This is a genomic window from Paraburkholderia acidisoli (assembly GCF_009789675.1).
GTDB classification, from domain to species: domain Bacteria; phylum Pseudomonadota; class Gammaproteobacteria; order Burkholderiales; family Burkholderiaceae; genus Paraburkholderia; species Paraburkholderia acidisoli.
On sequence record NZ_CP046915.1, the window covers coordinates 894,289 to 917,701 of the forward strand.

22 protein-coding genes are annotated in these 23,413 nt (G+C 65.3%); 9 read left to right on the forward strand and 13 right to left on the reverse strand.

From position 1 onward, the window contains the following. Window positions 1-262: 262 nt before the first annotated feature. Both FAZ98_RS35990 and FAZ98_RS26185 read right to left on the reverse strand, forming a co-directional pair. Entirely contained in the window at window positions 263-391 is a 129-nt protein-coding gene (locus FAZ98_RS35990; protein ID WP_267904866.1) for a hypothetical protein, read from the reverse strand. A 262-nt stretch (window positions 392-653) separates the two neighbouring features. Beyond that, window positions 654-1,760 carry an alkene reductase gene (locus tag FAZ98_RS26185; RefSeq protein ID WP_158955523.1) on the reverse strand — a complete coding sequence of 369 codons (1,107 nt, stop codon included), beginning with the start codon at window positions 1,758-1,760 and terminating at the stop codon, window positions 654-656. A 184-nt stretch (window positions 1,761-1,944) separates the two neighbouring features. Here FAZ98_RS26185 and FAZ98_RS26190 point away from each other — a divergent pair, with 184 nt between their 5' ends. Together FAZ98_RS26190 and FAZ98_RS26195 are read left to right on the forward strand one after the other, a co-directional pair. Continuing rightward, entirely contained in the window at window positions 1,945-2,826 is an 882-nt protein-coding gene (locus FAZ98_RS26190) for a LysR family transcriptional regulator (RefSeq protein WP_233272924.1), read from the forward strand. Window positions 2,827-3,229: 403 nt separating this feature from the next. Beyond that, window positions 3,230-4,807 (forward strand): methyl-accepting chemotaxis protein, encoded by a 1,578-nt coding sequence (locus FAZ98_RS26195; protein ID WP_158955527.1) that lies wholly within the window; start codon window positions 3,230-3,232, stop codon window positions 4,805-4,807. A gap of 6 nt (window positions 4,808-4,813) precedes the next feature. Here the strand turns inward: FAZ98_RS26195 and FAZ98_RS26200 are convergent, their stop codons facing one another. Further along, window positions 4,814-5,728: a LysR substrate-binding domain-containing protein gene (locus tag FAZ98_RS26200; protein WP_158955529.1), complete on the reverse strand. Its 915-nt coding sequence runs from the start codon at window positions 5,726-5,728 to the stop codon at window positions 4,814-4,816. A 196-nt stretch (window positions 5,729-5,924) separates the two neighbouring features. Between FAZ98_RS26200 and FAZ98_RS26205 the strand changes: the two genes are divergently transcribed. From FAZ98_RS26205 to FAZ98_RS26225, 5 genes are all read left to right on the forward strand, one after another. Next, window positions 5,925-6,650 carry an amino acid ABC transporter ATP-binding protein gene (locus tag FAZ98_RS26205; protein WP_158955531.1) on the forward strand — a complete coding sequence of 242 codons (726 nt, stop codon included), beginning with the start codon at window positions 5,925-5,927 and terminating at the stop codon, window positions 6,648-6,650. A 38-nt stretch (window positions 6,651-6,688) separates the two neighbouring features. Next, a complete protein-coding gene (locus FAZ98_RS26210) occupies window positions 6,689-7,507 on the forward strand; it encodes an ABC transporter substrate-binding protein (protein ID WP_158955533.1) in 819 nt (272 codons plus the stop codon). A 60-nt stretch (window positions 7,508-7,567) separates the two neighbouring features. Further along, complete coding sequence (locus FAZ98_RS26215; protein WP_158955535.1) at window positions 7,568-8,374, forward strand: amino acid ABC transporter permease; 807 nt, start codon at window positions 7,568-7,570, stop codon at window positions 8,372-8,374. Between the two features lie 17 nt (window positions 8,375-8,391). Then, complete coding sequence (locus FAZ98_RS26220; RefSeq protein ID WP_158955537.1) at window positions 8,392-9,729, forward strand: NAD(P)/FAD-dependent oxidoreductase; 1,338 nt, start codon at window positions 8,392-8,394, stop codon at window positions 9,727-9,729. 97 nt (window positions 9,730-9,826) lie between these two features. Continuing rightward, entirely contained in the window at window positions 9,827-10,177 is a 351-nt protein-coding gene (locus tag FAZ98_RS26225) for a cupin domain-containing protein (RefSeq protein ID WP_158955539.1), read from the forward strand. Window positions 10,178-10,270: 93 nt separating this feature from the next. Here the strand turns inward: FAZ98_RS26225 and FAZ98_RS26230 are convergent, their stop codons facing one another. From FAZ98_RS26230 to FAZ98_RS26275, 10 genes are all read right to left on the reverse strand, one after another. Further along, window positions 10,271-11,428, reverse strand: a complete 1,158-nt coding sequence (locus FAZ98_RS26230) for an iron-containing alcohol dehydrogenase (RefSeq protein WP_158955541.1) — start codon at window positions 11,426-11,428, stop codon at window positions 10,271-10,273. Window positions 11,429-11,436: 8 nt separating this feature from the next. After that, window positions 11,437-12,051, reverse strand: a complete 615-nt coding sequence (locus FAZ98_RS26235; RefSeq protein WP_158955543.1) for an ANTAR domain-containing response regulator — start codon at window positions 12,049-12,051, stop codon at window positions 11,437-11,439. Continuing rightward, entirely contained in the window at window positions 12,048-13,217 is a 1,170-nt protein-coding gene (locus FAZ98_RS26240) for a transporter substrate-binding domain-containing protein (RefSeq protein WP_233272848.1), read from the reverse strand. Before FAZ98_RS26240 ends, FAZ98_RS26235 begins: the two co-directional genes overlap by 4 nt. Next, window positions 13,214-14,755 carry an amidase gene (locus FAZ98_RS26245; RefSeq protein WP_158955547.1) on the reverse strand — a complete coding sequence of 514 codons (1,542 nt, stop codon included), beginning with the start codon at window positions 14,753-14,755 and terminating at the stop codon, window positions 13,214-13,216. Before FAZ98_RS26245 ends, FAZ98_RS26240 begins: the two co-directional genes overlap by 4 nt. Before the next feature lie 13 nt (window positions 14,756-14,768). Further along, complete coding sequence (locus FAZ98_RS26250; RefSeq protein ID WP_158955549.1) at window positions 14,769-15,473, reverse strand: ABC transporter ATP-binding protein; 705 nt, start codon at window positions 15,471-15,473, stop codon at window positions 14,769-14,771. Continuing rightward, window positions 15,466-16,203: an ATP-binding cassette domain-containing protein gene (locus FAZ98_RS26255; RefSeq protein ID WP_158955551.1), complete on the reverse strand. Its 738-nt coding sequence runs from the start codon at window positions 16,201-16,203 to the stop codon at window positions 15,466-15,468. The genes FAZ98_RS26250 and FAZ98_RS26255 overlap by 8 nt, the downstream gene beginning before the upstream one ends. Further along, window positions 16,200-17,243: an ABC transporter permease subunit gene (locus FAZ98_RS26260; protein WP_158955553.1), complete on the reverse strand. Its 1,044-nt coding sequence runs from the start codon at window positions 17,241-17,243 to the stop codon at window positions 16,200-16,202. The genes FAZ98_RS26255 and FAZ98_RS26260 overlap by 4 nt, the downstream gene beginning before the upstream one ends. Then, complete coding sequence (locus FAZ98_RS26265; RefSeq protein WP_158955555.1) at window positions 17,243-18,112, reverse strand: ABC transporter permease subunit; 870 nt, start codon at window positions 18,110-18,112, stop codon at window positions 17,243-17,245. The genes FAZ98_RS26260 and FAZ98_RS26265 overlap by 1 nt, the downstream gene beginning before the upstream one ends. A gap of 8 nt (window positions 18,113-18,120) precedes the next feature. Continuing rightward, window positions 18,121-19,356 carry an urea ABC transporter substrate-binding protein gene (locus FAZ98_RS26270; protein WP_158955557.1) on the reverse strand — a complete coding sequence of 412 codons (1,236 nt, stop codon included), beginning with the start codon at window positions 19,354-19,356 and terminating at the stop codon, window positions 18,121-18,123. 382 nt (window positions 19,357-19,738) lie between these two features. Next, on the reverse strand, window positions 19,739-20,401 hold the full coding sequence (locus tag FAZ98_RS26275) for a TetR/AcrR family transcriptional regulator (protein ID WP_158955559.1): 663 nt from the start codon (window positions 20,399-20,401) through the stop codon (window positions 19,739-19,741). A gap of 213 nt (window positions 20,402-20,614) precedes the next feature. Between FAZ98_RS26275 and FAZ98_RS26280 the strand changes: the two genes are divergently transcribed. Beyond that, window positions 20,615-22,363: an FAD-binding protein gene (locus tag FAZ98_RS26280; protein WP_158955561.1), complete on the forward strand. Its 1,749-nt coding sequence runs from the start codon at window positions 20,615-20,617 to the stop codon at window positions 22,361-22,363. Window positions 22,364-22,464: 101 nt separating this feature from the next. After that, on the forward strand, window positions 22,465-23,403 hold the full coding sequence (locus FAZ98_RS26285) for a VOC family protein (protein ID WP_158955563.1): 939 nt from the start codon (window positions 22,465-22,467) through the stop codon (window positions 23,401-23,403). The last annotated feature ends 10 nt before the right edge of the window (window positions 23,404-23,413 follow it).

Here is a 23,413-nt window from a genome sequence, read left to right on the forward strand (position 1 = left end):
GCTCGTGTGGGATGCACGCACAGCGCGCAAGCCTGCAAGGGCGCGCGCAACGCGTGACTTTTCGAAGCAACGCCCGAAGCAACGCCGAAAGCGCGCTGCCGAACGACATTGGGACAACCGCAAGCCAACGTCAGCAAAATTCTAGACGCCGGCTCACATGCGAACGCCGCGCACATCTACCGCGACAAGGCGTCCGATCCAGCAGGGCCGCAGGCGATTCCAGCGGCTGGTACTGCGACGACTTTTTGTTGCTACGCCGTGCTTAGAACGAGCGGCGTTGGGCTTCTGCGAGCAGTTCGCAGTACTCGAGGTGACGGTCGAGCGCTTCGGCGCCAAGGCGGCGGAGGCTGCTCAGGAAACGGGTGGCATGTTCAAGGATCGCTGCGGTCATGATGTTCTCGCTGGTCTAGGGGAATGCACCTAAGGGATAACCCTGATTATAGTGATCGCGAGACGGATTGCAAGTCGCTTGTTGTCTAAATGCACACTCCGTAAGTGATTTTGATGTGGCGCTTATATCCGGGGCGGCATGGCGTCGCGGTGCCGATGGAGAGAGCGGCCGATTGCGTGGCTCGCCGCCACGCCGTTCGTCGCGCTGCGTTTCAGGGAGGAGCGAACCGCCGCACGGGACGCGTGCGGTTCGCCGTCGCGCCTCAGGCCGCTTCGCCCGCGTAATGCGGGTAATCGGTGTAGCCGCGTGCGTCGCCGCCGTAGTAGGTGCTTTGATCGACTTTGGCGAGCGTCCAGCCATGGCGGAAGCGCTCGACGAGGTCGGGGTTCGCGATATACGGCGCGCCGAAAGCGGCGAGATCGATGGTGCCGTTGCCGATCAGCTCGGCGGCCTTCCGGAAGTCGAGGCCGCCCGCGAGAATCAGGGTGCCTCGCCAGGTCTCGCGGAATCGTTCGAGAAAGCCTGCCGGCATGGCGGGCGCGCCACGGCTCGCCTGATCCATGATGTGTACGTAAGCGATACCGCGCGCGCCCAGTTCGCGGGCGAGATGCAGGAAGGTCTCGGCTTCGCCTTCGAAGTCGCCGAGTTCATGCAGACGGCCGAACGGCGAGAGCCGGATGCCCACGCGCTCGCGGCCGATGCGCGCGATGCAGGCGTCCACCACGTCGAGCGCGAAACGCGCGCGATTTTCCACCGTGTTGCCGCCGTAGCTATCGGTTCGATCGTTCACCGCGCCGTTGATGAACTGCTCGACCAGATAGCCGTTCGCGCCGTGGATTTCCACGCCGTCGAAGCCGGCGGCCACGGCGTTCTGCGCCGCATTCGCGAAATCTTCGATCACGCGCGCGATTTCGTCGAGCGTGAGCGCGTGCGGCTGGCTCGCGGTCACGAACGCGGGCTTGCCGTGGTCGTCATAGCCGAACGCGGAGCTTTTCACCGCTTGCGCCGTGGTCGAGCTGACGGGCGCCGCGCCGCCGGGTTGCAGCGACACGTGGCTCATGCGGCCCACGTGCCAGATCTGCGTGAAGATCGTGCCGCCGAGATCGTGGACCGCATTCGTGACGTTGCGCCATGCCGCGACCTGCAGGTCGTTCCAGATGCCCGGGCAATCGACGAAACCATTGCCTTCGGGACTGATCGGCGTGCCTTCCGTGACGATCAGGCCCGCGCTCGCGCGTTGCGCGTAATAGCGCACGGTTTCCTCGTTGGGCGTGTGGCCCGGCGCGCGGGCGCGCGTCATGGGCGCCATCACCACGCGGTTTCTGAGTGGTCGGCCCGACAGATCGTAGGCGTCGAAAAGTGTCGTCATGTTGCTTCCAGTCGAATACAGCGGAATACGGCGAATACGGCAAATACGGCGGATGACCGCGGCGCGTGCGCCCCGAACCCTGAATTGTGGCGGCGCGCGCTACCTTTTCCTAGCCGATGCGAGGGAATATCATTTGTGAATCGAATTCTCAAATTACCAGTGCATGGACAGTCGAAGCGGGGAGATGCGCGTGTTCACGCGGGTGGTTGAAACGGGCAGTTTCTCGGCGGCGGGTAAAGCGCTGGGCCTGACGCCCTCGGCTGTCAGCAAGCTCATCGGCCGGCTCGAAGCTCGGCTGGGCGTATTGCTGTTTCAGCGCTCGACGCGGCATCTCGCCGTGACCACGGAAGGGCGGCAGTTCTACGACAGTTGCGTGCTGATCCTCGACGACATCGACGAAGCCGAGCAGGGTATTGCCGAAGGCACATCCGCGCCGCGCGGCGCGTTGCGCATCAATGTGTCGATCCCGATGGGCACGCACTACATCGTGCCGCTCATGCCGCTCTTCACCGCGCGCTATCCGGGCATTCGGGTCGATCTGTCGTTGACGGATGCGGTGGTGGATCTACAGCGCGAACGCGTGGACGTGGCCGTGCGCACGGGGCCGCTCCCGGACGCCAACTTTCACGCGCGCAAGCTGGGGTCGACGGGGCGCGCGGTGGTGGCCGCGCCAGGCTATCTGGAAGCGCATGGCGTACCGCGGGCGCCCGGGGATCTGGCCGGGCACCGATGCTTCAATTTCAATTTCCGGCGCTCGATGGACGAATGGCCATTCCGCATCGACGGGCGCACGTTTCACTTTCCCGTGCGCGGCGACATCCTGACGAACAACGGCGCGACGATGCGTCAACTCACGCTGGCGGGACTCGGTATCAGCCGTCTCGGGCTGTTTCATATCAAGGACGATCTCGCTGCGGGGCGGCTCGTCGAATTGCTGGCGGCCTACAACCCCGGCGACATCGAAGATATCCACGTGATCTTCAGCAGCCAGCGGCATATGACGGCGCGCGTGCGGGTGTTTATCGACTTTCTCGTTGAGATGCTGGAGCCGTTGCTGCGGTGTTGAGTTGTCGTTTGCAAGGTCATGGGCCGCCTTCCGGGTGGGTGGGGGTGGGTGGGCCTGGATGAGGTTCGGCATGTGACAGCGCGCTGTTCGAGGCCATGCGAACTGCCGCTCGGGCAATCTGTTTTGTTTATTGGAATTTCGCTGAGCGAATCGTTTGGCGAGACATGGTTCGACGGCCGCGAAGCCGGTCTGCCAAGGCGATCGAAGCACGAATCGAATCGATCGATGGGTTGCCGGCCGCCGCGATGCCGCTCGCGGCGTGTTCGAGCAAGGGCGTTGGGTCTGCCTCGCCGCTCAAGGCAATGTGCAGCCGGTCGTTAAAGCGGACTGCGGCAGTGGGCGCGAGCGGGATTCGGGCTCCGCAGTCATCTTGGACGAACGCTACACAGGATTTCCCTTCTCCATGTCAACGGTCTCACCTCGTGCGCGCACGACGCTCACGCTCAACCAGAAGCTCACGTCCACCATCGTCGTGCTGTGGGTCGGCCTGCTGCTGATCGCGGCGATCGGTATCTGGCAAACGCGCGCGGCCATTCTCGCTGAAAGACGGCTGCATCTCACCACGTTGATGGACGAAGCCGTCAGCGCCGTCAACCGTTTTCACGATGAAGCCGCGCGCCAGCAAATCAGCGAGGCCGAGGCCAAACGGCAGGCGATCGCGGTGATCGCGTCGCTGCGTTACGGAAAGGATGGCTATATCACGGTGTGCGATCCTCAGGCCGTGATCGTCGTGAATCCGCTCAAGCCGGAGATCACGGGCAAGAGCATGGCCTCGATGGCGGACACCAACGGCAAGCGCTTCTACGCGGATCTCATCGCGGCTGCGCAAGATTCTCGCGGCGGCTTCGTTTCCTATTACTGGCCCAAACCGGGCGGCAGCGCGCCCATCGAAAAGCTCGCCTACTCGCGGCAAATTCAGGACTGGAACTGGGTGCTGTTCACCGGCGCCTATGTGGACGACATTCGCGGAACGGTGATGGCTTGCGCCGAACGCTGGCTGGCCGGCGTTGCGGTACTTGGCGGCCTGGCGACGCTCGTGATGACGCTGGCCCTGCGGAGCGCGCGCCGCGCGGTGGGCGGAGAGATCGAGAATGCGGTGGCTACCGCGCATTGCGTGGCCGAAGGCAATCTTGGCGTGCGCGTCGCGGTGGCGCCCGGCGACACCGGAAGCCTGATGTACGCACTCGAAACCATGCGTGCCGACCTCGAGACCGCGATGATGGGCGTGCGCTCCAGCGCGGAAAACATCGCACTCGGCTCGGCGGAAATCGCGGCCGGCAACGCCGATCTTTCGCAGCGTACCGAGCAACAAGCCGCAGCGGTGCTCGAGACGGCGTCGAGCATGAATCAGATGACGCAGAACGTGCGCAAAAACGCCGAGAGCGCGAGCGTTGCCGCGAGACTCGCCGATGACGCGGCTGCCATCGCTGCGCGCGGCACCAGCGTCGTGATGCAGGTCGAGCAGACGATGGAAGCGATCTCGCAGAGTTCGAACCAGATCAACGAAATCATTGCCGTGATCGACAGCATTGCGTTTCAGACCAACATTCTCGCGCTCAATGCGGCCGTCGAGGCCGCCCGAGCCGGCGAGCAAGGGCGCGGCTTCGCGGTGGTCGCGTCGGAGGTGCGCAACCTCGCTCAGCGTTCGGCCACGGCGGCGCGCGAAATCAAGCAACTGATCGAGTCTTCGGCGACCACCGTCCAGCGCGGCGCCGAGCAGGTGGCAAGTGCCGGGTCCACGATGAGCGAGATCGATCAGGCCGTGCGTCACGTCAATCACATCCTGCGCGAAATCAGCCACGCTTCGCGGGAACAAAGCGAAGGCATCGATCAGGTCAACACCGCGGTGAGCCAGATCGACAAGGTGACGCAACAGAATGCGGCGCTCGTCGAACAAGCCGCCGCGGCGGCGCAGTCCCTCAACGACCAGGCGGGTGCGTTGCGCGAAGTCATCGGGCGCTTCTCGCTGGCGGCCGCGTGAACCCCGTCAGGCGCGATGCGCCCTCGGCAGATGGTCGATCGCGGCCTGCAGCGAAGCCCTCACGAGCCCGATGAATTCCTGAACCAGCGGCTTGGGCGTGCTCAGCCGGGTGTGCAGGATATAACCGCGCGCATACATGACGGGCTCGAACGGCAGAAACACCACGCTCTCCGGATTGCCGTCCATGGTCGCCAGACCATTCGTCAAGCCGATGCCGAGCCCGCGCGACGCCATGGAGACGATCAGCGCCGCATAGGGCGTTTCGATCGCGGGCACCTGGTCCACGCCCGCCGCGCGCAAGATCCGGTCGATGGGCGCGCGCGGTTCGTCCGCGTACGACGGCAGGATCAGCCGCTCGTTGCGAAGATCGCTGGCCATGATCCTGGTCCGTCCGGCCAGCCGGTGCGTGGTCGGTAGCACGCAAAGCAGCGGCAACCGATACAGGTCTTCGGACGTGAGCGCATAAGCCTCGGGCTCGACCGACCCGATCCCCACATCGTAGTGCCCCGACGAGACCCAACGCTGCATCGTCGCTTCGCTGCGCATTTCGAGCGACACGAAGACTTGCGGATGCCGTTGCACGAACTGCTCGACGATCGCGGGCAGAAAGTTCAGCGCGAACAACGGCGCTGCCACGACCCTCAAGCGGCCGCCCGCCATGGTGCGTATCTCGCGCGCCGACTGTTCGAGCATGTCGAGGCCGACAAAACTGCGCTCCACGTCGCGATAAAAGGCCACGCCGGCTTCCGTGATCTGAATCCGGCCGCCATTGCGCGCAAAGAGTTGCAGGCCCGTTGACGCTTCCAGTTCGGCGATCAGCCGGCTGATGCCGGGTTGCGAGGTGCCGAGTTCCTCGGCCGCCGCCGTCATCGACCCGCGTAACACCACGAGACGAAATGCCTCGATCTGCCTGACGTTCATGACTCGCTCGTTGATTCGACGGCCCAGTTTGCCATATCAAAAATGAATAGAACGCTATTTTGTCGGTATTTGCTCTGCTGAATGGCTGGCCTCACACTGGTTTCGAACGAGGGCGTCCTGCATGAGCGGACCTCGCGGCAAGCTGCCAAGGCGTACTGACGATGCACGACGCGTCGAACCGAAACGGGGAATTCCTATGATCGAGCTGACTTCCATCTCGAAGTGGTACGGGCAGCATCAGGTGCTGAACGACTGCTCGGCTTCCATTGGGCGCGGCGAAGTCGTCGTGATTTGCGGACCCTCGGGCTCCGGCAAATCGACGTTCATCAAGACCATCAACGGACTGGAAGCGGTGCAGCGCGGCCAGATCGTCGTCAACGGAATCGACGTGACGGCGAGGCGTTCGAATCTCGCGGCATTGCGCGCGAAAGTCGGGATGGTGTTCCAGCATTTCGAGCTGTTTCCCCATCTTTCCGTGAGGCGCAATCTGATGCTCGCGCAGATGAACGTGTTGCGCCGGAGCGAAGACGAGGCCGCGGCGAAAGCGGTGTCCCTGCTGCGCCGCGTGGGCTTGAGCGAGCACGCCGACAAATATCCGGGTCAGCTGTCGGGCGGCCAGCAGCAGCGCGTGGCGATCGCGCGGGCGTTGTCGATGGACCCCGTCGCCATGCTGTTCGACGAACCGACCTCGGCACTGGACCCCGAAATGGTCAACGAGGTGCTCGACGTCATGAGTTCGCTCGCGCGGGACGGCATGACGATGGTCTGCGTCACGCACGAGATGGGCTTCGCGAAGCGCGTCGCGAGCCGCGTGATGTTCATGGACAAAGGCGTGATCGTGGAAGACGAGCCCAAGGCGGCGTTCTTCGACCGGCCGCGCTCCGAGCGCGCCCGGGAATTTCTCTCGCGCATTCTGCACTGATTCAGGTAGCACCCAATAAATCACCAGGGAGTGAAGGCATGAAGATTCAAAGCGTGTTGAGAGGCGTCATCGCGTCGGTGGCACTGGTCGGATCGATGTTCTCCGTGGCCCACGCCGCCGATATCGGCACACTCGCGGCCGGGCAGATTCTGGCGGGCGTCGATACCAACAACAAGCCGTATTCGTATATCGAGAACGGCAAGGTCACCGGTTTCGACGTCGAACTGATTCGCGCCATCGCGGCCAAACGCGGCATGACCGCGGAATTTCGCGCCCAGGACTTTTCAGGTCTGCTCCCGAGCGTGGCGAGCAAGCAGATCGACCTGGCCGCGGGCTGCATTTCGATCACGAACGACCGTCTCAAGATCGTCGACTTCTCCGACGGCTACGTGTTCGACTACCTGAGCGTCGCAACGCTGCCGGGCTCGACGTTGACCAGCGACGTGGCGAGCGTGAAGGGTAAGCGCATCGGCGTGATTCAAGGGACCATCGAAGACACTTACTGGGAGAAGTACCTGCCGGGCGCGCAAATCGTGCGCTTCCCGAATCTGACTGCGGGCTTCCTCGCCTTCCGCAACAAGTACATTGACGGTTACTTCGTCGACAAGAGTCTCGTCGACGGCCTCGAAGCGAAGTATCCGCAACTGAAGATCACCACGAAGATCGACATCTCGGCGCTGGATCAGCCGGCCGGCTTCGCGATCCGCAAGGGCAACAAGACGCTCGAAGACGCGCTCAACGCCACGCTGAAGGAACTGATCGCGGACGGCACGTGGATGAAGCTCTACATGCAGTTCCATCCCGGCTACAAGGAACCGTCGCCGCTGCCCCCGTATCACCTGAAGACGGGAAGCTGAGCGCGGCTCGCCCGATCTTCATGACGGTGTCGCCGTCATCCCGCTTTACGGAGAATGGACATGGAAGCCTTCGTACAAAACTTCTTCAACGTGTCGTTGCTGGTCGACTCGATTCCGTCGCTGCTCGAAACCGGCTTGATCAACACGCTCGTGCTTTCGCTGTTCTCCACGGTGATCGGCATTGCCGCGGGCATGGTCCTCGCGCTGTTGATGGTGTCGAACGTCCGCTGGCTCACGGTCCCCGCGCGCGTTTATATCGACGTGCTGCGCGGCCTGCCCGCGGCGCTCGTCATCTTGCTGGTCGGGCAGGGCCTGGCGCCGGTCGGCCTCGAGATTTTCGGGCCTAACCCGTATCCGCTCGCGATCGTCGCGCTGGCGCTCATCTCGTCGGCTTATATCGCCGAGATCTTTCGTTCGGGCATTCAGAGTATCGGCCGCGGGCAAATGTTCGCCTGCCAGGCGCTGGGCATGACGTACTGGAGCAGCATGCGTTACGTGGTCGTGCCGCAAGGCCTGAGACGCGTGTTGCCCGCGCTGGCGAATCAGTTCATCGCCATCGTGAAGGACTCCAGTCTGGTGTATTTCCTCGGCTTGCTGACGTCGCAACGCGACCTCTTCACGATCGGGCAGAACGCGTCGGTCAATATGGCGAACCTTTCGCCGCTCGTGGCCGCCGGGCTCGTCTACCTGATGATCACCGTGCCGCTGACGCACCTGATCAATCACATCGACCGCTGGACCAACCGCTTTTCGAATCCGGGCGTCCAGAACAAAAAGGCAGACGACAAGACGCTGGCGGCCGGTAGCACCGCGGCGGTGGCGTTATCCGGCGCGCCATCGTTGACCGACGAATCCGGCAAACACTAAAGAACGTGTATTGAACTATGGGACCTCAAGTCGATTTGGTGGCTCAGGATATCGAGCTGCCTGAAAGTGTGGATGTCGTGGTGGTGGGCGGTGGCATTATCGGCGTATCCAGCGCGCTCTATCTCAGCCAGAAGGGGTTGCGTGTCGCGCTTTGCGAAAAAGGCACGATCGCGGGCGAGCAGTCCAGCCGCAACTGGGGTTGGGTGCGGGTGACGCGGCGCGACGCGCGCGAGTTGCTGCTGAGTATGGAAAGCCTGCGTTTGTGGCGCACGCTGGATCGCGATCTGGGTATCGAGACGGGCTTTAGCGAATGCGGCATTCTCGCCGTATCGAACAAGGACGACGTGCTGGCGAGACACCAGCGCTGGCTCACGCGGGCGCGCGACATGGCCGGCGACGCGCTCGACACGCGCGAAGTCTCCTCAGCGGAAATCGCACGCCTCATGCCGGGCGCTTCGGTGTCGTTCAAGGGCGGCATCTATACGCCGAGCGACGGCCGCGCCGAGCCGCAAAAGGCGGCGCCCGCCATCGCCAACGCCTTGCGCAAGCGTGGCGTGAAGATCCTGACGCCGTGCGCCGTGCGAGGCGTGGAGACGAGCGGCGGACGCGTCAGCGCCGTCGTCACCGAGCACGGCACGATCCGGTGTGATGCCGTGGTGGTCGCGGGCGGCGCGTGGTCGCGTTATTTCTGCGGCAATCTGGGCGTTTCGCTGCCTCAGCTGCTCACGCGCGCTTCGGTGCTGCGGACCCGGCCGGTGCCGGGCGGCCCCGAGTGCAGCGTGACCACGGGCGATTTCGCTTACCGCAAGCGCATGGACGGCGGCTATACGATCGCGCCGGGCATGCGTACGCACGCGGACATCACGCCGGACGCGTTCCGGCTCTTCTTCAAGTACATCGAGGCGCTGAAGAGCCAGCTGGGCGTGATGCAGCTGCGCTTCGGCCAGCGCTTCTTCGAGGAATGGCAGCGTCCGCGCAAGTGGGCGCTGGACCGGCCCACCGTGTTCGAGACGGTGCGCACGCTCGATCCCGACCCGGTGATGAATTACGTCGACAACGGCCTGATCCAGTTCATGAAGGCTTACCCGCAACTGGGAACGATCGAAGTCGCGCAACGCTGGGCCGGCTACATGGACGTCACCCCCGACGCCATTCCCGTCATTTCCGGCGTGGCCGCGTTGCCGGGCCTGTTCATCGGCACGGGTTTCTCCGGGCACGGTTTCGGGATCGGTCCCGCCGCGGGCAAATTGATCGCCGACCTCGTCACCAACGACACGCCGCTGGTGGACCCGCACCTGTTCCGCCTCGACCGTTTCTCGGACGGCACGCCGATCACGGTCGACGAAGGCTTTTAAGCGCGCTTTTTTCCGAGCACGATTTTTTCGAATCCGGCCGCGACCGGAGGCAGGATCGCGGCCTTCTTCATGGTTTGCCGATTATCAGGAGTGGTGCATGACCCAAACGTATTTCCATATCGACGAAGACGTGGACTTTTCGCCTTCCCGACCGGCCGATGGCCGTAGCGAAGGTTCGTATGCGCGCCGCGTCTGGACCGACACCGGCACGGAACACCCGGCCGCCGTGGCCGTGTGGCGCGCCACGCCGGGCACGTACAGCTATCCGGCGCGCGCGCTGGACGAAACCTTCGTCGTGCTGAGCGGCACGGCGCTGTGTCAGGTTGGCGCCGGCGAGCACAAGGAAATCGGTCCGGGCAGCATCGTCAATATCGCCAAAGGCGAGACGATCACGCTGCAGGTTCATACGGAACTGCGCAAAGTAGCCACGGTCATCCCGAAGCCTTGACGTTGCGGCACGCCTTCGAGCGTTGCGCCGCGCGCGATTCCGGTCGCGCGGCACCGTAACGGCCACGGTGCCGCGCTCGATCGAACCGGCGGCTTATGCCAGCGCGCGCCGGTAGATGGCGACCGCGTCGCGTTCCTCGAGCGGGCAGGGATTGTTCATCAGCAAACGCTGCTGCAGCATGGCGTCGGCGGCGAGGCGCGGCACGTCTTCGTCGCTCACGCCCACGGCGCGCAGGCTGGTCTGCAATCCCGCGTCGCGCGCCAGTTGCTCCAGATACGCGATGAACGCCTCGGCGCGGGCTTCGATCGAGCCTTGCGCACTCAGTCCCACGACGCTGCCCAACTCCGCGTAGTCGCGCGCCGCCACGCGCGCATTGAAGCGCAGCACGTGCGGCAGCACCAACGCGTTCGACAGGCCGTGCGGCACATGGAAGATCCCGCCGAGCGGATACGCGAGCGCATGCACGCCGCCAACCGGCGCATTGGCGAACGCCTGCCCCGCGAGCATCGCGCCGAGCAGCATGGCCGAGCGCGCGTCGAGATCCGCGCCGTTGCGGCACGCGGGCAGCAGGTTCGCGCACAGCAGTTGCAGCGCCTTGCACGCGAGATGATCGGAGAGCGGATTCTTCAGGCGCTTGCTGGTGTACGCCTCGATCGCATGCACCATGGCGTCGATGCCGGTGGCCGCCGTCGCGGCGGGCGGCAGCCCGACCGTCAGCTCGGGGTCGAGCAGCGCGGCGTCGGCGTACAGCTGCGGCGCCACCACGCCGCTCTTGGTGGTCTTGCCCGTGGTGACGATGGCGATGGGCGTGACCTCGGAGCCCGTGCCCGCCGTGGTCGGGATTTGCACGAGCGGCAGGCGCGCGCCGCGCACCTTGTTCACGCCGTACATCTCGGCGAGCGGCTGGTCGCTGCCGCAGAGCACGGCCACGAGCTTCGCCACGTCCATCGACGAGCCGCCACCGAGGCCGATCACGAGTTCCGCGCCGAAGCCGCGCGCGCGCTGCGCGGCCGCGAGCACGACCTCGTCGGGCGGGTCCGCGATCACGTCGTCGATCACGAGCACTTCCCAGCCCGCCGTCGCGAGGCTCGCGAGCGCCGGTTCGAGCGCGCCGCTGCGATGCAGAAAAGAATCGGTCACGACGCACGCGCGCGCACCGGCATGACGTTCGCGCAACACGGCGCCAAGGCGGCGCGCGAGGCCCGCTTCGAGCGCGATATGCGGAACGGTCTGAAAGGAAAAGGCTTGCATGATGAGGTTCAGGAGAGTTCGTTGATGATGGCCTGCGCCGTGTCTTCGAGCGACGCGCGCGACGCCATGGCGCGCGCCTGGATCGTGCGGTGCGCCTCGTTTTCCGTCATGCCTTCGCGGGCGATCAGCAGGGTTTTGGCCATCGTGACCTTGCTGATGGCCGCGTAGCGTCCCTGCAACTTGCGGATCTGCGCGAGCGTGGCGGCGTGCTGCTTCCACGCCGTGCGCGCGAGCAGTAGCTGCGTGAGCAGGCCGAACGGCCGGATGGGCCGCTCGATCACGCCCGCGCAGCCGCTTTCGAACACGAGCTGCAACGTGGCCGGATTCTCGTATTCGACGATGCCGATCACGGGCGGGCTCAGTTCCGAAAAACTCTGCGCGAGCGTTTGCACCGCCTCGCGCTGGCCCTCTTCGATCGTCAGCAACACCACGTCGGTGTCGGTGGTGATGCGCTCGGGAATGGGCCATTGCTGCTCGGGCGTGCAGCCGATACGCCGCAGATGCGACACCAGCAACTGCGCTTCGGCGTCGCGCGGATGCAGCACGAGCACGCGCAGGCCGTTGAGTTCGCGCAGCGTCGGTTTCGCGCTCGCGGCGGCAGGACGGGAGGAGGGGGCGCTCACGTTGTCGAGTGATCGTCGAAGTCGAGCGCGTGATCCACGAGATACGGCACGGGGCGCACGGGCGCAGGCGCGGAGTAGAGGATGTCGAAGCGGCGCTGCGCGTCGATACGCGCGATGCGCGGCCACAACCACGTGTGCTGCGTTTCGCCGTCGATCGTCACGCGTCCTTGCGGCGCTTCGAAGCTCGCGCCGTTGAGCGCGGGCATCAGTTCGGCAGCGGCGAGCGAGCCCGCGCGCCGCGCCGCGTCGGCGACCAGGTGCACCTGGAAGTAGGCCGCTTCGGCACCCGCCGTGATCGGCGCGTCCTGGCCGTAGCGCGCGCGGTATGCCTGTACGAAACGGCGGCTCGCCGCCGATTCGAGCGAATCGAACCAGGGCGCCGCCGTGATGTGGCCTTCGGCGGCTTCGGCGCTCAGGGCGGCCACGTCGGTTTCGTTGGTCGCGAGACTCACGATCGGCATGCGCGCGGGGTCGAGGCCCAGTTCGCGATAGGCGCGATACAGCTTGACGATGTCGCGGCCCACGACCGTCGAGTAGATCGCGTCGGGCCGCTCGTCGCGCGCGCGTTTCAACACCTCGGCGAAATCGGCTTGCGGCGCGTCGAGCGGCAGATAGGTCTCGCCCACCACGGTGCCGCCCGCATGCTCGTACAGCTCGCGCATGATGCGGTTCGATTCGCGCGGATACACATACTGGCCGCCGACGAACAGCACACGGTCGCCGTAATGGCGCATGACGTGACTCGCGAGCACCACCGAATTCTGGTTCGGCACCGAGCCCGTGTAGAAACAGTACGGCGAGAACTCGAAGCCCTCGTAGAGCGTGGCGTAGAACAGCAGCACGCGGCGGCTCTCGATCACGGGCAGCACCGCCTTGCGCGTGCTCGACATATGTGTGCCGAAGATCACGGGCACGTTCTGCGTGTCGCACAGCCATTCGGCGGCGCTGCGGTACGCCTCGGGCGTCGCCCCGACCTCCGGCGCGACGGGCACGAGCGGCACGCCGCCAATACCGCCTTGCGCGTTGATTTCGTCGATGGCGAGCCGCGTGGCGTTGTCCTGCGTGATCTCGGTGGCGGCGGTCAGGCTCGTGCGCGAGAACAGCAGGCCGACGCGATGGCCCGCTTCCCGCGTGTTGCCTGGCGTGGCAGGTATCGGCGCGCTCACAGCGTGGTCCATTCGAAGGCCCGCTCGAACGCGTGAGCGAGGCGATACAGCGTGGCTTCGTCGCCGCGCCGGCCCACCAGCATCATGCCGACGGGCAAGCCGTCGCGGCTCGCGCACGGCACCGAGATCGCCGGGTGGCCGGTCACGTCGAATGGCGCCGTGTTGGCATTCATCTCGAGCGCGCGCGTGACCCACAGGCGCGCGTCGGCGTTCGCGGGCGGCAGGGGCGGCGCTTTCATGGGCACGGTGGGCATGAGCAGGGCGTCCGCATGTTCGAGGGCGGCGTCGTAGGCGGCGCCGAGCTTGCGCGCGAGATTCTGCGCCTTGGCATAGTACTGCCCGCCGTAGCGCGCGTAAAAGTACTCGCCCGCGATCAGGCAGCTTTTCACGTCGGGCGGGAAGTCGTCGGCGTGCGCCTGCCAGTCGCGCTGCGCGCGCATCAGGCTCGTGACGTACAAGCCCTTCCAGTTGGTGCCGTAGTTGTAGCCCTTCATCTGCTGCGTGGTGCCTTCCACGGCAATGGGCGTCCAGATCGCGTGGCCGTGGCGGTGCATCGGCACCGCGAGGTCGTCCACGCGCACGTCGAGTTCCGCGAAGCGGCGCGCGGCGGCCCGCACGGCGTCGTCGACATCGGCTTGCGAGTTGTGCCAGCCGAAACCTTCGGGCACCACGCCGATGCGCAGCCCGCGCAGCGGCTGTTCGAGCGCCGCGGCATAGCGCGGCGCGCGGGCATTGTTGACGGAACCCGCGGCGACCGGTAGCGCGTGCTGGCGCGGATCGAGGCCGTCGGGACCGGCGAGCGCGTCGAGCAGCAGCGCGTTGTCGGCCACGTTGGCGCTCATGATGCCCGCGTGGTCGAGCGTCATTTCGATCGGCATGATGCCGGTGTAGGGAATCAATCCCCACGTGGGTTTCATGCCGACGATGCCCGAGTACGCGGCCGGAATGCGCACCGAGCCGCCCTGGTCGGTGCCGATCGCCAGCTCGGCTTCGCCGGCCGCGACCAGCGCCGCCGCGCCCGAGGACGAACCGCCCGCCGAGTGCGCGAGGTTGCGCGGGTTGCGCACCGGGCCGGCCGCGCCGGTGTGGCTGCTGCCCGAGACGCAGAAGAATTCGCAATGCGCCTTGCCGACGATGCGTGCGCCCGCGTCGAGCATGCGCGCGACCACGGTGGCGTCGGTGTCGGGCGTATAGCCGCGCAGCGACGACGCGCCGTTCATCATCGGCACGCCCGCGAGGCAGACGTTGTCCTTGAGCACGACGCGCTTGCCCGCGAGCGGGCCGTCCGGCTTGCCGTCGATCTCGGTGCGCACATACCACGCGTTGAGCGGATTGTCGGCGGCTTCGACGCGCACGCCGGGCGTGCGCGCGTAGCTCGCCACGGGCGGCGCGTCGATCAGCGCGTCCACCACGTCGTAGTCGGCGAAAGTCGCCTGCAGGATCTCGTCGTAGGCGCGCAATTCCTGCTCGCCGAGGTGCATGCCCAGATTGCGGGCGGCCTGTTCGAGCGCGCCGGGCGAGGGGCGAGGAAGAGACATCGATGGCTCCGTTTCAGGTTTGGAGACCGCAATAGCGTTGTGCGATCTCCTGGGAAGTCAGGGAAGCGGACGGAAAGTCCGCGATCAGTTCGCCTTTTTCGAGCACGAGAATGCGATCGGACAACTCGCGCAGAAAGTCGATGTCCTGCTCCACGAGCAGGATGGCGATGCCGTGGCTCTGGCGCAAGGTCTTGAGCGTTTCGACGATCTCGTCGCAGATCGAGGGCTGGATGCCTTCGGTCGGCTCGTCGAGCAGCATCACGCTGGGCTTGCCGCACAGGCAGCGCGCGAGCGCCAGCAGTTGTTGCTCGCCGCCCGACAGACTGCCGCCTGCGCGGTCGAGCAGGCGTTGCAGGCGCGGAAACACGGCGAGCACGGAATCGATCGTCGTGCGCGCGTCGCCGAGCGCCTTCACGCAGCCCATGCGCAGATTCTCGGCCACCGTGAGCGCGGGAAAGATCTGCCGGCCTTGCGGCACGAAGCCGATGCCGTGACGCGCGCGCGCATGCGGCGCGAGACGCGTGAGATCCTGGCCGCCGAAGCGCAGGCTGCCCGCCGTTGCGGCGACCTCGCCCATCAGCGTGCGCAGCAGCGTGGTCTTGCCCATGCCGTTGCGGCCGAACACGCCGGTGAATTCGCCCGCGGCCATGTTGAAGCGCACGCCGTTGAGCACCGGCACGCGTCCATAACTGGCGCGAATATCGAGCACCTCAAGCATGCGTGTCTCCCTGTTTGCCGAGATAGGCGGCGCGCACGGCTTCGTGCGCCATGATCTCGTCGAAGCTGCCTTCCGCGAGAATCTCGCCTTGATTGAATACGGTGATGCGCTGCGCGATCAGGCGGATGAACGCCATGTCGTGCTCGACCACGACCACGGTGCTGTGCCGGTTGATCGCCGCGATCAGTTCGGCGGTGCGCCGCACTTCGCGATAGGTCATGCCGGCGGCCGGCTCGTCGAGCAGCACGAGTTCGGGGCGCGAGGCGAGGATCATGCCGAGTTCGACCCACTGGCGCTGACCATGCGCGAGCGTGTTGACCGCGCGCCCGGCGATGGCGCCGAGTTCGATTTCGGCGAGCGTGTCGCGCGTCACGGCGTCGATGGCATCCTTCGTGCGCAGGCCGGAGCGCTGCGCCGCCGCGAGCGACAGATTCTCGATCACGCTCAGGCCTTCGAACACGCTCGGCACCTGCGTCTTGATGCCGATACCGAGCCGCGCGACCTGCCACGCGTCGAGCCCGTCGAGCGAGTGGCCCTTGAACGCGACCGAGCCGCGCGTGGGGCGAATCTGGCCCGAGAGCATCTTGAAGAACGTGCTCTTGCCCGCGCCGTTCGGACCGATCAGGCAACGCACCTCGCCGCGCGCGAGCGCGAAGTCGACGCGGCCCACGGCATGCACGCCGCCGAAGCTCACGCCCAGTCCCTGGGTTTGCAGGAGGATGTCGCTCATACGGAGTCTCCCGAGGAATGAGAGGCCACGCCGAGATCGCCGGGCGCGCTGCCGCCGCGCGCGCGATGGCGCAGGCGCTCGAAGCCGTCGGCGAGCGTGGGCACGAGACCGCGCGGAATCACCAGCACGAACAGCGCGAGAATCACGCCGAGCACGAGGCCGGTATCGACCGTTTGCTGCTGGCCGAGCGAGGTCACCATCCACTGAATGCCCACGCACGCGAGGATCGGTCCGATCAGCGTGCCGCGCCCGCCCACCAGTACCCAGATGATGATCTGCGCCGATTGCGAGAGCCCGAACACGCCGGGACTCACGAACGCGCCCCAGTTCGCGTAGAGCATGCCCGCGAGACCGGCGAGCGCGCCGCCGATCGTGAAGGTCGCGAGCTTGTAGCGATTGGCGTCGTAGCCGAGCAGACGCGCGCGCTGTTCGTTCTCGCGCACGGCGGCGACCACGCGGCCAAAGCGCGATCGCTGCACCATACGCAGTCCGAAATAAGCGCCGATCAGCAGCAGCGCGGCGAGCGTGAACATCGCTTCGGGCGAGAGCGGATCGCTGGCGCCGGGCAGCGTGAGCGGCGGTATCGACGGAATGCCGTTGAAGCCGCCGAGCAATGCCGCGCCAATGCGGTACGCGTCGCCCGAGGTCGAGTTCATCACGTTGAAGAGGATCAACGTGACGGCCAGCGTGATGACGCCGAGATACACGTCGCTGATCTTGCCGTAGAACATGAAGTAGCCGAGCAGCGCCGCGAACGCGGCCGGCACCACCACGGCCAGCGTGACCGCCGCGAGGCCGGGGCCGAAGTTGAAGGCCGCCACGGCGTACGCATACGCGCCGAGCCCGAAGAACGCCGACTGCCCGAAGCACAGAATGCCGCCGTGGCCCCACACGAAGGCGAGGCTCAGCGCGAGCAGCGCCATGACGAGATAGACCGTCATGGAGAGCAGGCTGAACATGTCGACGGCGGTGGGCAGGGCGAGCGCGGCCGCGACGGCCGCCACGCCGAGCGCGGCCTGAACGAGAGTGGAAGTGCGCATCAGATTGCCCGCTTGAAGAACCGGCCGGTGATGCCTTGCGGCAGGAGGCGGATCAGCACGACGGCGGCGAGCAGCAGCGCGACCTGACCGTACACGGGTGTCGCCACGAAAGTCACGCCCTGGCTGATCGCGCCGAAGAAGCCCGAGGCCGCGAGCGTGCCCGCGATCACGGCCGTGCCGCCGCTAATGACCGTGATGAACGCCTTGGCGATATACGCCGCGCCGATCGTCGGGATCACGCCGGAGAGCGGTGCGAGCGCGGCGCCCGCGAGACCGGAGAGCGCCGCGCCGAGCCCGAACGTGAGCTTGTAGACGGTGTCCGGGTTCATGCCGAGCGCGTCGGCCATGGCCGCGTTCTGCATGCACGCGCGGGCGCGCAGACCGAAGTCGGTGAAGCGCAGCAGCGCCCACAGCGCGAGCATCACGCCAGCGGCCAGCGCGATCAGGAACACGGCGTAGCCGCTCGCCTGGCGCGAGCCGATCGCGATGCTGCCGAGCGGCGTGGAGATGCCGACGGTCGTGTTGCCGAACACCATCGTCGCCACGCCGATGATCGCGAGACTCAGGCCCCACGTGGCGAGCATCGTGTCGATCATGCGGCCGTACAGATGACGCACGAGCAGATGCTCGACGATCACGCCGAACACGCCCACCGCGAGCGGCGCGAGCACGAGCATGGCGATCCAGATCGGCACGCCGAACCGGTGGGTCGCGAGGATCGTGACGTAGCCGCCCAGCATCATGAATTCGCCGTGCGCGAGGTTGATGATCTTCATCATGCCGAACACGACCGCGAGACCGACGCTCAGGAGCGCCAGCATCGCGATCGCGCTCAGGATGTCGATCGCGTAGATGAGAAAGAGGTCCATGGCGTCGTTCAGAATTTGATCGCGTACTGGCGGTTGTCGGCCGGGTTCTTGATCAGATTGCACACGGCGGCCGTGTCGGCCGGCTTTTGCTGCGGGAAGCTCTGCACGAGTTCGAGCTTGTGGTTGTTCACGCGCGCGATATGCACGTCGAGAATGCAGTGATGCGTGGCCGGGTCGAGCGTGACCTTGCCGCTCGGCGCGTCGATCGCAATGCCGGTCTCGAGTGCTTCGATCACCTTCATGCGGTCCACCGAATTCGCTTTGCGCACGCCGGCCGCCCACAGCATGAAGCCCTGGTAGGCGCCCATTGCGAGTTCGGTGATGTACGGGTAGTTCTGGCCGTAGCGCGCATGGAAGCGCTTCACGAAATCGGCGTTCACGGCGCCGGGCAGCTCTTGCAGATAGTTCTGGCACACCATGAAGCCGTTGCATTCTTCCGGCGAGAGCACGATGTGCTCGTTGCCGCCCGCGAACGTGGTGGAGGCGAGCGGAATCTTCGTCGTCATGCCGGTGGCTTTCCACTGGCGATAAAACGACATGTGCGCGCCGCCCACGAGCGCGGACCAGATGAAGTCCGGCGAGGCAGCCTGGATCTTCGAAATGGTCGCGCCGAAGTCGGTCACGTCGAGCGGGAAGAATTCCGTCGCGACAACCTTGCCGCTCGACTCCGCCACGTACTTCTTGACCCACTCGGAAACGATCTGGCCGTAGTTATAGTCGGCGGCAACGATATAGACTTTCTTGCCCCAGTTGCGCACGGCCCACGGCACGAGTTTCGCGACCGTTTGCGCGGGCGTCACACCCGTGCCGAAGTAATTGCGGTCGCACACGCCGCCTTCGTACTGGTTGTCGTAGAAGTAGAGCGTGCGGTAGCGGTCGAGCACCGGGCGCACGATTTCGCGCGATGCGGAGGTAATGCCTGCGTGGACCACGGCGGCACGGTCGCGCAACGCGGCCTGCTGCGCGAATTGCGCGTAAAGCTGCATGTTCGACTGGGCGTCGTAGCTGATGAAGTTCAGCTGCTGGCCGAGCAGGCCGCCTTGCGCGTTGATTTCCTCGGCGGCAAAGCGCAAGGCGTCCATCACGGGCTTGCCGTAGATGTCGAGGCCGCCCGAGAGATCGTAGATCGCGGCCACGTTGATCTTGCCCTGCGCGAACGCGCGCGTGGCGTTCAGACCGAGCAGTGTCGCCCCGGCGACCGATGCGGCGGAAGTTGAGAGGAAACGACGGCGGTTCATGCTCATATGCGAAAACCCTCCTGACGCGAATGCCACGCGCGACCAGGCCGCCGTGCGCAACGCGCCGACGAGCGAAGTCCCGCACGATGCAATCGCGCAGCTGTGAGTGAAAGTGGATGTGCCGGGAAATCCGGCTGAGTGCCGACGCCGTTGTCGACCGATGGGGAACTACCGGGAGCGCCTCGCCTGGATCACGTCATTGGAATCCGGGCGCGGGACTTCTTCGGGAAAGAAGTGGGGCGATCTTAGAAGAGCCAAAATAGATTACCCACTCGGGATAACCCTTATTTTGCTGTGATGGGGGTAGGCGTTTGCTGTCGCGCGCAGGCGGCGGAACAACGGGGCGCGCGGCGGCGCCTTCCATGCCGCCGCCTTGCGCGCACCCGGCTCAGGGCATCTCCCGTGCCAGCGCCACCCACTTCTCCTTCACGGGCGCCTTGAGGATCGTCGGATGCTCCAGACCGAAACTGGAGCGCCGCAGAAACACCATCAATCCTTGCCAGTGCGAATAGATGAACGCACCGCGCACCCAGGTTTCCTCGACCGTCAGTTTCGGGTTGATCTGCCCGACCAGATCGCTGAAGAGCGAGTGATACGTCTCGCTCACTCTCTGCATGATCTCGCGCATCCATTCGTGCCGCTCCGCCAGTGACCAGCACTCGAAGGCGAATGGGCTGATGATCGAGTCGCGCGCCGTGAAGGTGTCGAAGGTATGGTCGACAAACGCTTCGAGCCGCCCGGTTGGCGAGAGCTTCGACTGTTGCACGATCTCGTGCGAGATCGTCATGTAGCGCCGCGAACTCTCTTCGATCGCGGCCTTGAGCAATGCTTCGCGGCTGTCGAAGTAGTGCTGCAAGGTGCCGAGCTGAATGCCGGCCTCGGACGCGATTCGTCTTTGCGTGAAACCGCTGTCGCCGCTCGCGGCGAAGATCTGGATCGCCGCGTCGAGAATGGCGGGCACGCGCGTCGTGCGGTTGCCGCGACGCCTGGCCGACTGCCCCCGTGGTCCAGTACGTGCCTGACCGTCGATGCCCGATGTTGGGGTGCTCATAGCGCTCCGGGATCAAAAAATTAACAAGTCACGCGAACAATTATAAACCAAGGTGCGATCCCGGTTGAATCCCGAATTTCGGCGCCGGATCTTGGGGTAACCGCGAACAGGCCGAGCGTTTTCCCTGATTATCGCCTCGTTGATTTTGAGTCAGTTGACCTGTTAATATTGGTCGTGTGACTTGTTTTTGGCGATGAACTGGAGAGAGACACCATGTCAGTTGAGAACCCCTGGGACCGCGAAGTCGATGTTCTCGTCCTGGGCGCAGGAGCGGGCGGCATGGCGGCCGCGCTCGTCGCTTCGCTCGAAGGTCTCGAGCCTTTGGTGGTGGAAAAGACCGGCCTCGTGGGCGGCACCGCATCCACCTCGGCCGGGTCGATCTGGATTCCCGGCAACCAGCAAAGCCGTGAAGCCGGCTTCGCGGACGATCCTGAGGATGCCGAACGATACATGCGCGCGCTGGCCGGCAAGAACGAGCGCGACCCGATCCGCGACGCCTATCTCGCCACGGGGCCGCGCGTGGTGGACTATCTGCGTGAGCGCTCCGACGTGCGTTTCGTCCCTTGCGGCAAGCATCCCGACTATCGCGACATGCCGGGTTCGGCCGTCTATGGCCGGGCGCTGGTTCCCGAGATGTTCGACGGCCGCCTGCTGGGCGCCGCATTCGAAAAAGTGCGGCCGCCCATTCGTGAGTTTCTCGTGCTTGGCGGCATGATGGTCGGCAAGGCCGATCTGCCGCCGCTGCTGGGCCGCTTCCGCTCGGTCCGGAATTTCGTCTATGCGGGGCGGCTGGTGTTGCGCTATTGGCTCGACCGCTTGCGCTTCAGTCGCGGCACGCGCCTCGTTATGGGCAATGCGCTCGTGGCACGGTTGTTCCACAGCCTGCGCCAACGTGGTGTCGCGTTTCAGTTCGATGCGCACGCAACGAGTCTGATCAGGGAAGGCGACCGCGTGATCGGCGCCGTGGTGAAAACCGCCGGCACGAGCGAGCGGATTCGCGCACGAAAGGGCGTGGTCATCGCCACGGGCGGTTTCGGTCATAGCGCCGCCTTGCGAAGCGAACTCATGCCGACCAACCCCGCGGACTACTCGCTCGCCTGCGCCGCCAATACAGGCGACGGCATCGAACTCGGGCGCCAGTCGGGTGCGGCAATCGCCGTGAAGGAGCATGGCCGCGGCGGGTTCTGGACGCCCATGTCGGTTGTCAAGCGCGCCGACGGGAGTACGGGCCTGTTCCCGCATCTGCTACTCGACCGCGCCAAGCCCGGCCTGATCGCCATCAACGGCAAAGGGCAGCGCTTCGTGAACGAAGCGTGCTCGTATCACGATTTCGTCGACGCCATGCTGTCCGAGAACGGCCCCGCGCGCGGCACGCCCGCGTGGCTCGTCTGCGAAACGGCATTCGTCGAGAAGTACGGTCTGGGCGCGATCTATCCCGGCACGCGCAACCTGAAGCCGTTCGAGCGCAGCGGCTATCTGCACGTTGCGAATTCCATCGAAGAACTCGCGCGCAAGCTCGACGTCAACGCCGCGGCGCTGGCCAGCACGCTGCGCCGCTACAACGAATTCGCGCGCCAAGGCAAGGACGCCGACTTCGGCAAAGGCGAGACCGAACTGAATCGCTTCAACGGCGACCCCGCGGTCACGCCGAACCCGTGCCTCGGCGGAATCGAACGCGGGCCGTACGCCGCGCTCGCGGTGTGGCCCGGCGATATCGCCACGAGCGCAGGCCTGCGCACCAACGCCGACGCCCAGGTGATCGGTGAACACGGCGAGGCCGTGGCCGGTCTGTACGCCTGCGGCAACGACATGGCTTCCGTCATGCTCGGCACCTATCCCGGTCCTGGCACGACCCTGGGCCCCGCGCTGACCTTCGCGTATCGCGCCGTCATGCACGCCGTGGGCAAGTCGGATATCGCGCGCTTTTCCGCAGCCGCCTCGAGCGCGCAACCGGTCGGCTGAGAGCCCCATCGCGCGTCGCGCTCATCACGCTTATCGCGTTTATCGCGTTCATCGCTCATCGAATTTCGCACCATCGATCAACCCTTGAGGATCAGTAAACCATGTTCAACCCTATGCCGATGATGTTCCATCCGACCGTGCTCGTCGACGACCTCGACCAGACGACCGCGTGGTTCGCCCGCGTGTTCAATCGCCCGCCCGTGCGCTGGGAGGAGAAGTGGAACGTCGACTGGCTCAACCCGACGTATCCGCTGAATTATTCGTACTTCTACGTGATTGCCGACGTGTGCCTCGACGCCTTGTGCCCGCCGCTTCTGCAGTTGCCCGACGGCAAGAAAGCGGTGTATCCGGAGGTTCGGCAACTCGTGGATATCGCGTGGTACACGGACGACATCAAGGCGGTGTCGATCCAGCTGGAGAAGCACGGCTTTCGCACGCGCAACCAGGAAGGCACGGTGATTCGCGACGGTGACGTGCCGCCGTCGAACATGGTGGCCGACTGCCCGATGATCTGGTCCATTCCCGAGGATACGGGCCTGACCTACGAATTCTTCGAAATGGGGCGCCGCCACTGGGACTACTACTCGGAGAAGGGCGATCCGCGTCTCGCCGCGAGCTGGGAGGACGGCCGTGTGAACGCGCACGATCCGCTTGGCATCGTGCGCTCCGCCTGGCACGAGATCCTCACGTACGACCGCGCGCGTGCCGTGCGTCTCTATGTGGACGTGCTCGGCGGCAAGATCGTGGACGAAGGGCACGACGAAACTCTCGATGCCGACTACGTGACGATTGCCTACGCGAAATCGAACCTGCGCTTCGCGATGCCGCGCAGCGGCCGTATCGTGGATATCGACGGCGCACCCGCGAAAAGCGATCGCTATCTCGGCATCGCTTTCGAGGTGGCGGATCTGGACCGCGCCGCCGCGCATCTCGAAGCCCAGCACGTTCCGTTCGAGCGCACCCGGCAAGGCCTGTTCACGGACGCCGCGCAAACCCTCGGCATCCGCTGGGGATTCTGTGCCGCCCAATCCCACGCCTAAAAGAAAAACA